This is a genomic window from Roseiarcus sp. (genome assembly GCF_052145395.1).
In the GTDB taxonomy this organism is placed as follows: Bacteria; Pseudomonadota; Alphaproteobacteria; order Rhizobiales; family Beijerinckiaceae; genus Roseiarcus.
Window position 1 is genome coordinate 1 of sequence record NZ_JBKQOT010000191.1, and the last position, 8,752, is coordinate 8,752.

The window sequence follows — 8,752 nt, forward strand, 5'->3', positions numbered from 1 at the left end:
CCGACCGGACGCGCCGCCAGCTCGCGTTGCCGGGGTCGGCGCGCGACAGCGCTTCGCGGATCGCCAGACGGTCGCGAAAGGCCTTCAGCGCCCCGGCGAGGTCGCCCTGGGCGACCAGCACGTTGCCGACCTTTTCGTAGGACACCGACAGGTCGCGCCGCCAGCCCGCGTTGCCGGGGTCGGCGCGCGACAGGTCCTCGAAGATGGCTTGCCCATCGCGAAAGGCTCTGAGCGCCCCGGCGAGGTCGCCCTGGGCGACCAGCACGTCGGCGACCCTGTCGTAGGACACCGACCGGACGCGCCGCCAGCTCGCGTTGCCGGGGTCGGCGCGCGACAGCGCTTCGCGGATCGCTAGACCGTCGCGAAAGGCTTTCAGCGCCCCGTCGAGTTCGCCCTGGGCGACCAGCACGTCGCCGACCTTGTTGAACGACACCGACAGGTCGCGCCGCCAGCCCGCGTTGCCGGGATCGGCGCGCGAAAGCGCTTCGAAAATGGCCATACCCTCGCGAAAGACTATCAGCGCCCCGGCGAGGTCGCCCTGGGCGACCAGCACATCGCCGACCTTGTTGAAAGACACCGACAGGTCGCGTTGGCGGTCTCGGGCGGAGGGGTCTTCGGCGCATGCCGTCTGCGCCGCCTCGCGCGCCCGTTCAAACGCCTGCATCGCCGCGCCGAGCGAGCCTGTCGTCACCTCGATATCGCCGAGCTCGATCCACGACCAGACGCGGTCAGGCTCGATCTCCAACAGCCGCCGCAGCGTCGCCTTGGCGGCGGCGTAGTCGAAGCCGATCCGCTCGGCCGCCGCCTTTTCCTCAAGCAGCGGGACAATCCGCTGACGGCGGGCGAATTCCTCTTCCGCGATTTTCGCTTCGAGGAGCTCCGTCGCGCCAGACACGTCCAGCCTCGTCAGTTTCTCTCGCGCGGCGCCGATCGCGTCGTCGATGTCGGACCCCCGGTTGGTCAGGGCCGCCGGTTCGGCCGCCCGCGCGCGCGCCTCGTCCACGGATCGGCGGAGATTGTCGGGCATTCGGGACACCGGAACGCCCTGCGCGCTCAGCCCCTTGAACGCCTGCGCGGCGTCGTCTGGCGTCACCCCGAGACGCGACGCCGCTCGATAGAAGTCGGCCAGCTCCAAATGCCGACGGATCGTCGTCCCCGGAACGATGGCCGCCTCGTGCAAGGCGTTCTTCCCGTCGTTCACGCCGATCTCCGACAACGACAGAATGCCGGCAAGCTGCTCGCCGATCCCGACGAAAACAGGCGACCCGCTTGCGCCCCGATCGGTCCAATACGCCGCGAGTTTGTCTCCGGTGAATTGTCGCAATCCGCGGGCGTCCTTGCCCGAGCGGATTTCGCCCGAAACGTCGCGGTCGACAAGGCCGCTGGGATTGGCCTTGTCCCGCCCGATCAGACCGACGTGGGCGTGCCCGTCGCCAACCTCAGATAGCTCGCGCATCGCCGGGTGCAGGCGAGCGATCGTATCCGGGATCGACTCCGGCTCGATCAGGACGAGGTCGGGCGCCTTGCCGCCGAGCCGCGTGCAGTCGTCGATCCACGTCGCCCGGCTGCGTAGCGGCGCGCCGTTTTCGTCCTGGCCGTGCGGAAACTCGATTTCGATCACCTTGAGAGCGTCGGCCGTCTCGCCCGCCTCGGCGAGAGCCATCCGCAAAACGTGCCGGCACGTCGCGACCCACTCGCCCTCGATCACCGCGCCGCAGCCGACGAACCGTTGACGCGGCGCAGTCGAATAGATGTAGGCTAGCGCGGTCTCGATCATTTGGGGGCGATCATGTCCGCGCGCATGATAGTCGAATTGTCCAAAGACCATAAAGTCTTTTTCGGCGCCGGCGACGACACGGGACTGTCCGAGGTCGGCGTCGCGGAAACCCTCGCCAAGGCAAGCGGCGAGGCTTTCAAGAAGGCGCTCGGTTCGCTTGGCGAGCTCGTCGAGTTGCTGGAAGCGTCGGTCGGCAAGATGCCGAAACGCCCCGACAAGGTGGAGATGGAGTTCGGCGCGAAAATCAGCGGCGACTGCGACCTCTGGATCGTCTCGGGCGAGGGCGAAGCCGACTTCAAGGTGACTTTGAGCTGGGGAAAGGGCGAATCAGCTTAGCGGCCGACGCTGTCGTACTCGCGGCGCTCGAGGCCGACCCGACGCCGCCAAGGCGCTCGATTACGCGCATCGGGGTCGGCGCCCCCCCTTCTCCCTCGGAGAGAAGGCGCCACCGAAGGCGACGGATGAGGGCTTCCGCCGCCTAGGAAGTCGTTGGCGACCGTCCAACGCCGCCGGCGCGCGTTACGCTGGCCCTCATCCGGCGCTTCGCGCCACCCTCGGGTCAGGCCCGAGGGCAGGCTCTTCCCCCGGAAGGGGAAGGGATGCCCCGCCACCCCAACCTCACGCGATCTTCACGTACTCGAAGTCGCCGGCCTGGCTGTTGATGCCGACGCGCGGCGGGGCGATCCAGCTCGCGTATTTGCCGGGCTCGTGGCAGGGCTTCATCAGCGAGTCGATGAACGTCATGTCGGCGTCGTTCGGCAGCCACGCGCCGCTCTCCGCCTGCCACTGGTCCTCGGTGAGGACCTCGCCCGAAGGGCTGATGCGCTTGCCGGCGAACTCGCCGATTTTGCGATTGAAGCCCTTGTGCGGCTGGGCGAACTTGAAGGCGATCCCCGCCTTCTCGATCACCTTGTTCCAGCGATCGATCCCGCCCTGACAGTCCTTGATGTAGTCGTCGAGCAGGCGCGCGTTGATGGCGCGCAGCGCCGGGACCTCGTCCTCGACGATCTTGCCGTCGACGACCCGCCCGACCGGATAGGTCGCGTCGGTCAGGACGTGATCGTCCTTGAGGTTCGCCTCGTTGAAGCGGCCCTTTAGCCCAGCGCTGAACGACTCGGCCGCGTTGCTGGAAATCTCGCCGCCGAACAGGTCGCGCGTGACCGACATGTGGAAGTTCGCCTTGCGCTGCAGAAGCGGCAGGTCGACCACGCCGAGCTTGCGGACCGCCTCGACCTCGTTCGGGTCCTTGATCCCGGCCTTCGCCATCGCGGCGCAGGTCGCCTCGATCGTGCGCTGCACGCCGGTCTCGCCCACGAACATGTGGTGCGCCTCTTCGGTCAGCATGAAGCGGCAGGTGCGCGACAGCGGATCGAATCCGCTCTCGGCCAGCGCCGCGAGCTGCATCTTGCCGTCGCGGTCGGTGAAGTAGGTGAACATGAAGAACGACAGCCAGTCAGGCGTGCGCTCGTTGAAGGCGCCGAGGATGCGCGGATTGTCCACTTGTCCGCTGCGGCGCTCGAGCAGGGCCTGCGCCTCCTCGCGGCCGTCCTTGCCGAAATATTTGACCAGGAGATAGACGATCGCCCAGAGGTGGCGGCCCTCCTCGACATTGACCTGGAAGAGGTTGCGCATGTCGTAGAGGCTCGGCGCGGTCGCGCCGAGATAGCGCTGCTGCTCGACCGAGGCCGGCTCGGTGTCGCCCTGGACGACGAGTAGGCGGCGGAGCGTGGCGCGATACTCGCCCGGAACCTCCTGCCAGGCGGGCTCCCCTTTATGCCGGCCGCAGGGAATGGTGCGGCCTTCCACCTTGGGCGCGAGCAGGACCCCCCATCGGTAGTCGGGCATTTTGACGTATCCGAACTTCGCCCAGCCGGTCGGGTCGACGCCGACGGTGGTGCGCAGATAGACCTCCGAAGTCTGGAAGCCCTCGGGGCCCATGTCCTGCCACCAGTCGAGATATTTCGGCCGCCAGGTTTCGAGCGCGCGCTGGAGCTGCTTGTCCGACGACAGCGCGACGTTGTTCGGGATCTGCTCGTCGGTGTTGATCTCGATGAAATGGTCGCCCCGGACGGTTTCCGGGGTCTCGGTCAGCGGGTCCGTGGAGCTCATGTTTCCTCCTCGCGAAGTTCTGGTCCGGGCGCGGCCCGATTGATGGTCAGCCGCCTGCTAGAAACCATTATTATGCAGTTCTGTCAAGTCTCGATGCATAATGTTGCTGAAACTGTGATCGGAGCTCGCCTAATGACGGATAAATCTGCACTATTATGCTCATCTCGCCGTCGCGTTCACGTCGAACAGGCTGGTCGCCGTCAACTCGAGCACCTCCTCCGCGTTCTGGTTGAACATGCGCCAGCGCCAGCTCAAAATGCCGAGGCCGGGCTGTTTCTCGGACCGCCGTTTGCCGGTGACCTCGATTGTGAGGGAAAGCCGGTCGCCGGGCCGGACGGGGGCGAGCCAGCGGATCCGCTCGACGCCGGGCGAGGCGAACGAGTCCGAGTCCTTGAGCGCCGCGTCGACCCCGAGCCGCATGGCGATGGCGCAGGTGTGCCAGCCGCTGGCGATCAGGCCTCCGAACCGTCCCTTCGACGCCGCCTCCGGGTCGACATGGAACCACTGCGGATCGTAGGCTTCGGCGAACCGCAGAAGCTCTTCCTCGGTGACGAGATAGGAGCCGGTCTCGATGGTCTGCCCGGTGTGGAGTTCGGCGAACCTCATGCGTATGCCCCTAGGAGTATGCGGTGCGGCCTCAATAGGTCTCCAGGTGCAGCCGGCCGTCGCGCTTGAGCGCGGGACCGACGACGTCCCAGTCGAGGCCGCCCTCGCGCGCGGCGTCGCGAAGCGCGAGCACGACCCCCTCCTCCATCGCCTTGAGCCCGCACACGTAGAAGAAGGCGTTGGGGTCGGCGATCAGCAGCGCGAGATCGGGGCCACGCGCCCGCATCAAGTCCTGCACGTAGCGCTTGGGTTGCCCATGCGTGCGGCTGAAGGCGAAGTTGATGTCGATGAAGTCCTTCGGCAGGTTCCCGAGCGGTCCGAAGTAGGGCAGCTCTTCCTTGGTGCGGGCGCCGAAGAACAGCATCAGCTTGCCGCCCTCGAACTTGCCGGACTTCCGCAGGCGCCGGCGCCATTCCGTCATGGCGCGCATGGGGGCGCTGCCGGTGCCGGTGCAGATCATGACGATCGCGCTTTTCGGGTGGTTCGGCATCAAAAAGCTCACCCCGAACGGACCGGTGACGTTCACCTTTTCGCCGACCTCGAGGTCGCCGAGGTAGTTGCTGGCGACGCCGCGCACCGGGCGGCCCTGGTGGTCCTCGAGCACCCGCTTCACCGTGAGCGAGACGTTGTTGTAGCCGGGCCGCTCGCCATTGCGGGGACTTGCGACCGAATATTGCCGCGGGTGATGCGGGCGTCCCTCGCCGTCGCGGCCCGGCGGGACGATCCCAATCGACTGGCCCTCGAGCACCGGGAACGGCATCGCGCCTAAATCGAGCACGATGTGATGGGTGTCGTACTCCCGACCGACTTGCGTCACCCGCACGTTGCCGGTGACGGTCGCCGTGACGAATTTTTCCGCCGCGCGCGGCCCGTAGAGGTTGGCGTAGGGGTGGGCGGCCGACCAGGGCGGAATCACGGCGGCGTAGTCGGCGACGTTGAAGACGCCCTCCCCCTCCGCGTCGGCGGCCGAAGGCGAAGACGGGGCGGCCTCGCCCACAGCGTCGAGGGCCGAGACGCCCGCGGCGGCGAGTTCGTCGGTGGACAGCTCCGCGGGCAGAGCGTCCCAGTCGAACTGCGCCTCGACGCTATAGGCGCTCGCGCGCGGCACGGTCCGCCAGTTGTCGATGCTGCCGGTCGGACACGGCGGGATGCAAGCCATGCACAGATCGCACTTGCCGGCGTCGACGACGTAGTTGCGCGCGTCGTGGGTGATCGCCCCGAGCGGGCAGGTCGCTTCGCAGGTGTTGCAGCGGATGCAGATTTCCGGGTCGATCAGGTGCTGCCGGATGACTGCTGCGTCAACGCGCTCCATGGAAAACTCCGATCAGACCCGGTTCCAGTCGAAGGCGGCCTTCTCGCCCTTGCCGTAGACTTTTAGCGCGCCCTTCTCGCCGACCGCGTTCGGCCGCTGAAAAATCCAGTTCTGCCACGCCGTGAGGCGTCCGAAAATGCGGGTGGCCATCGTCTCCGGTCCGTCGAAGCGCAGGTTCGCCTCCATGGCGGTCAGCGCGTCCGGGCTCAGCGACACGCGCTCCTCGACCGCGAGCCGCACCTCGTCGCTCCAGTCGATGTCGTCGGGCGCGCTGGTGACGAGGCCAAGCCTTTGCGCCTCGGCCGCGTCGAGAAGCGCGCCGATCTTCGCCTTCGCGCCTTCGAGCGCCGGCTTCTCGTCATAGAAGCGCCGCCCGAGCCGGGTCTGGCCGCTCGCCATCGGATAGTCAGCGAAGTTCGCCGCGCTCAGCGCGATCCTCGGGGCGCGCGCAGAATCGTCAGGCAACGCGAGGTGATAGATGCGGTCGCAGGCGAGCGCGAGCTCGATGAGCGTCCCGGCGAAGCACGAGCCTTCCTCGACGAGGGCGAACAGACTGCGCGAGGTGACGTCGAGGCGGCTGAAGGTGCGGCGCAGATATCCGATGGTCTCGCGGACCAGCCAATGGTCCCTAAACGCCTGCAGCGTCGCGTCCATGGCGAGCGCGGCGGTCGGATCGCCCTCGGTCCTGATCAGCCAGACGCCGATGTCGAGTTGGTTGGTCCGCATCGACAAAATTGCGTCCTCGAGCTCGCGCGCGAGCGCAAGCGGATACCAGTTCGCCCCAGCCGACTCGATCGCCGCCACGTCCTGCGGCTGATCGCCCGACGGTCCCTTGACGGTGAAGGTCGCGGTGCGCGCGGCGCGGTCGATCGTCACGGACACATGCGGGTAGCGGAGCCCATCCGGCTCGATCGCACGGTCGAGCGGCGTCAGCGCGACGCCTTTCGCCTCGCGCGGACGGTCGCTCTGCTCGGCGAGCGCGAGGGCCCGCGCGCGGACGGCCGCGGCGAACTCGCCGGGCTTGGCGATCGCGTCGACGAGCCGCCAGTCGACCGCCTTCTGGCCGCGCACGCCCTCGCTGGTGGTGCAAAAAACGTCGGCGAGGTCGTGGCGGACGTGGCGCTTGTCGGTGAGACGCGTGAGGCCGCCGGTGCCGGGGAGCACGCCGAGCAGCGGCACCTCCGGCAGGCTGACGGCGCTCGACCGGTCGTCGATGAGCAAAATCTCGTCGCAGGCGAGCGCCAGCTCGTAGCCGCCGCCGGCGCAGGAGCCGTTGACCGCGGCGAGGAATTTCAGCCCGCTATGTTTCGACGAATCTTCCAGCCCGTTGCGGGTCTCGTTGGTGAACTTGCAAAAGTTCACCTTCCAGGAATGGCTGGAGACGCCGAGCATGAAGATGTTCGCGCCCGAGCAGAACACGCGGTCGCGACCGCTGGTGACGACGACGGTCCGCACTTCTGGATGCTCGAAGCGGATGCGGTTGACCGCATCGGCGAGTTCGATGTCGACGCCGAGGTCGTAGCTGTTGAGTTTCAGCTTGTAGCCGGGACGCAAGCCCCCGTCCTCGTCGAAATCGGCCTTGAGCGTGGCCACCGGACCATCGAACGCAAGCTTCCAGTGTCGGTATTTTTCTGGCGCGGTCTGGTAGTCGACCGGGTCGGGACGGCTCATGGGGCGCTCCTCGATAGGCAGTTTAGTGCATCACTGGGTATGCATCATAATGCATCTTCGAGGCCGAGACAAGTACCCTTACAAGTCTCCGCCGAACTCGACACGACGTGGCCTATCCTCCGCCCTTCGGTTCATTCCGTCGTAACAATTGTTCGCGAAGCAGCGCTCGCGCAGGCTCGCCCGCAATCGTTTGCCTCTGCTTTTCGATGTTGCGACCCGCGCGCGGCAGCCTCGTCGAGAATCTGGTCGGATGATTGAATGCGGCAGGCGGACTCCAGTTCATGAAGCAAATCGCCGGTCGAAAGCGCAGTCACACGCTCCGGCAGCAGGCGCACAAATTCCCGGCTGCGGATGTCGCTGTCTTCAAGCAAAAGGAGCGCCTGCAACTCGGGATGGGACGCCACCTCGTAAGCCAGGACTTCAAGCGCTGCCTGCTCACCCCGCCCGTTGGAACGCATGTTCGGATTGATCGCCTGCAAAGCCTCATATTCGGCGTAGATTTCCGTCGGGACAATCTCGACCTGCCCGAAGTTCGCGCGAATCCAATCCACGATTTGGGGCCTGCGCCGCCCCCAAAGTGATGAGCGGTGACGCATCTGTGACAATCAGGCCAAGACGCTTGGTCATGACTGGGCTTTCAGGGCCTCACGGATCAGGGCGCTGGCGCGCTGCTGGGATTCGACGTTTGGTCCCTCCATCGGCGCGACGGGTTGGCGCAAGCCAAGAGCGCCAAGACCAGCCAAATCGTCGAGGAAACTGTCAAAACCCCGCTCCCGCATCGTGTGCCAAGAAATTTCACCGGCAGCATACTGACGGATCATCCGTTCGCGGTCGCTCTCAGCCATCGGCAATTCCTCTCGAACAATCCAGTGAATTCTACGCGCTTTTCCTTGTTTAGCTCAAGAATGAGTCTACCAGGACATTCCACGCCTTGCGAAAAACTTGAATTGCCGATCAGTGTGGGTCCGGCCCTGTCACTGCTGAGGCCGGTGACCCTCATCGTCTTTAGACCGGCATTCCCAGCGCCTGCCTCACTTCGGCGCGCAGAATCTGAAACGTCTCCAGGAGCGGCTGGGCGCTGGTGTCGATTCTCAGGTCCGCCTTGGAATAGAACGCCGCCCGGCCGGCCAAAATCGACTTCAGGTCCTCCATCGCCTCGGCGCTCGCGGCCATCGGCCGCATGTCGCCCTGGGCGGCGACGCGGGCCATGTGGTCCTCCGGATCGGCCTGCAGCCAGACGGTGGTGCAATGGCTGAGAAGCAGGTTGAAGCTGACGA

At 66.2% G+C, this 8,752-nt stretch carries 9 protein-coding genes; 1 reads left to right on the top strand and 8 read right to left on the bottom strand.

All coding sequences use genetic code 11. The features are described 5' to 3' along the window. A partial coding sequence (locus ACLP25_RS06620; protein ID WP_442468429.1) for a tetratricopeptide repeat protein occupies nucleotides 1-1,777 on the bottom strand: 1,777 nt, incomplete at its 3' end. A 36-nt stretch (nucleotides 1,778-1,813) separates the two neighbouring features. On the opposite strand from ACLP25_RS06620, the gene ACLP25_RS06625 reads away from it, so the two are divergent. Next, nucleotides 1,814-2,113 carry a CU044_2847 family protein gene (locus tag ACLP25_RS06625; RefSeq protein ID WP_442468430.1) on the top strand — a complete coding sequence of 100 codons (300 nt, stop codon included), beginning with the start codon at nucleotides 1,814-1,816 and terminating at the stop codon, nucleotides 2,111-2,113. Between the two features lie 282 nt (nucleotides 2,114-2,395). Here ACLP25_RS06625 and boxB read toward each other — a convergent pair whose 3' ends face one another. From boxB to ACLP25_RS06660, 7 genes are all read right to left on the bottom strand, one after another. Continuing rightward, nucleotides 2,396-3,886, bottom strand: coding sequence for a benzoyl-CoA 2,3-epoxidase subunit BoxB (gene boxB, locus ACLP25_RS06630; protein ID WP_442468431.1), 1,491 nt, complete (start codon nucleotides 3,884-3,886; stop codon nucleotides 2,396-2,398). A 159-nt stretch (nucleotides 3,887-4,045) separates the two neighbouring features. Further along, nucleotides 4,046-4,492, bottom strand: a complete 447-nt coding sequence (locus ACLP25_RS06635; protein ID WP_442468432.1) for a MaoC family dehydratase — start codon at nucleotides 4,490-4,492, stop codon at nucleotides 4,046-4,048. A 31-nt stretch (nucleotides 4,493-4,523) separates the two neighbouring features. Further along, nucleotides 4,524-5,804, bottom strand: a complete 1,281-nt coding sequence (boxA, locus tag ACLP25_RS06640; RefSeq protein ID WP_442468433.1) for a benzoyl-CoA 2,3-epoxidase subunit BoxA — start codon at nucleotides 5,802-5,804, stop codon at nucleotides 4,524-4,526. 12 nt (nucleotides 5,805-5,816) lie between these two features. Then, entirely contained in the window at nucleotides 5,817-7,475 is a 1,659-nt protein-coding gene (gene boxC, locus ACLP25_RS06645; protein WP_442468434.1) for a 2,3-epoxybenzoyl-CoA dihydrolase, read from the bottom strand. 131 nt (nucleotides 7,476-7,606) lie between these two features. Next, the gene (locus ACLP25_RS06650) at nucleotides 7,607-8,026 is read right to left on the bottom strand and encodes a hypothetical protein (protein ID WP_442468435.1); all 420 of its coding nucleotides are present in this window, start codon (nucleotides 8,024-8,026) and stop codon (nucleotides 7,607-7,609) included. Nucleotides 8,027-8,098: 72 nt separating this feature from the next. Further along, nucleotides 8,099-8,320 carry a hypothetical protein gene (locus ACLP25_RS06655; protein WP_442468436.1) on the bottom strand — a complete coding sequence of 74 codons (222 nt, stop codon included), beginning with the start codon at nucleotides 8,318-8,320 and terminating at the stop codon, nucleotides 8,099-8,101. Nucleotides 8,321-8,480: 160 nt separating this feature from the next. Further along, the coding region (locus tag ACLP25_RS06660; RefSeq protein ID WP_442468437.1) for a shikimate kinase at nucleotides 8,481-8,752 on the bottom strand (272 nt) is incomplete at its 5' end.

Excerpts from the sequence above, each read along its gene's own strand:
- boxB (WP_442468431.1), bottom strand. The coding sequence starts at position 3,886 with ATGAGCTCCACGGACCCGCTGACCGAGACCCCGGAAACCGTCCGGGGC.
- ACLP25_RS06635 (WP_442468432.1), bottom strand. The coding sequence starts at position 4,492 with ATGAGGTTCGCCGAACTCCACACCGGGCAGACCATCGAGACCGGCTCC.
- boxA (WP_442468433.1), bottom strand. The coding sequence starts at position 5,804 with ATGGAGCGCGTTGACGCAGCAGTCATCCGGCAGCACCTGATCGACCCG.
- boxC (WP_442468434.1), bottom strand. The coding sequence starts at position 7,475 with ATGAGCCGTCCCGACCCGGTCGACTACCAGACCGCGCCAGAAAAATAC.
- ACLP25_RS06655 (WP_442468436.1), bottom strand. The coding sequence starts at position 8,320 with ATGGCTGAGAGCGACCGCGAACGGATGATCCGTCAGTATGCTGCCGGT.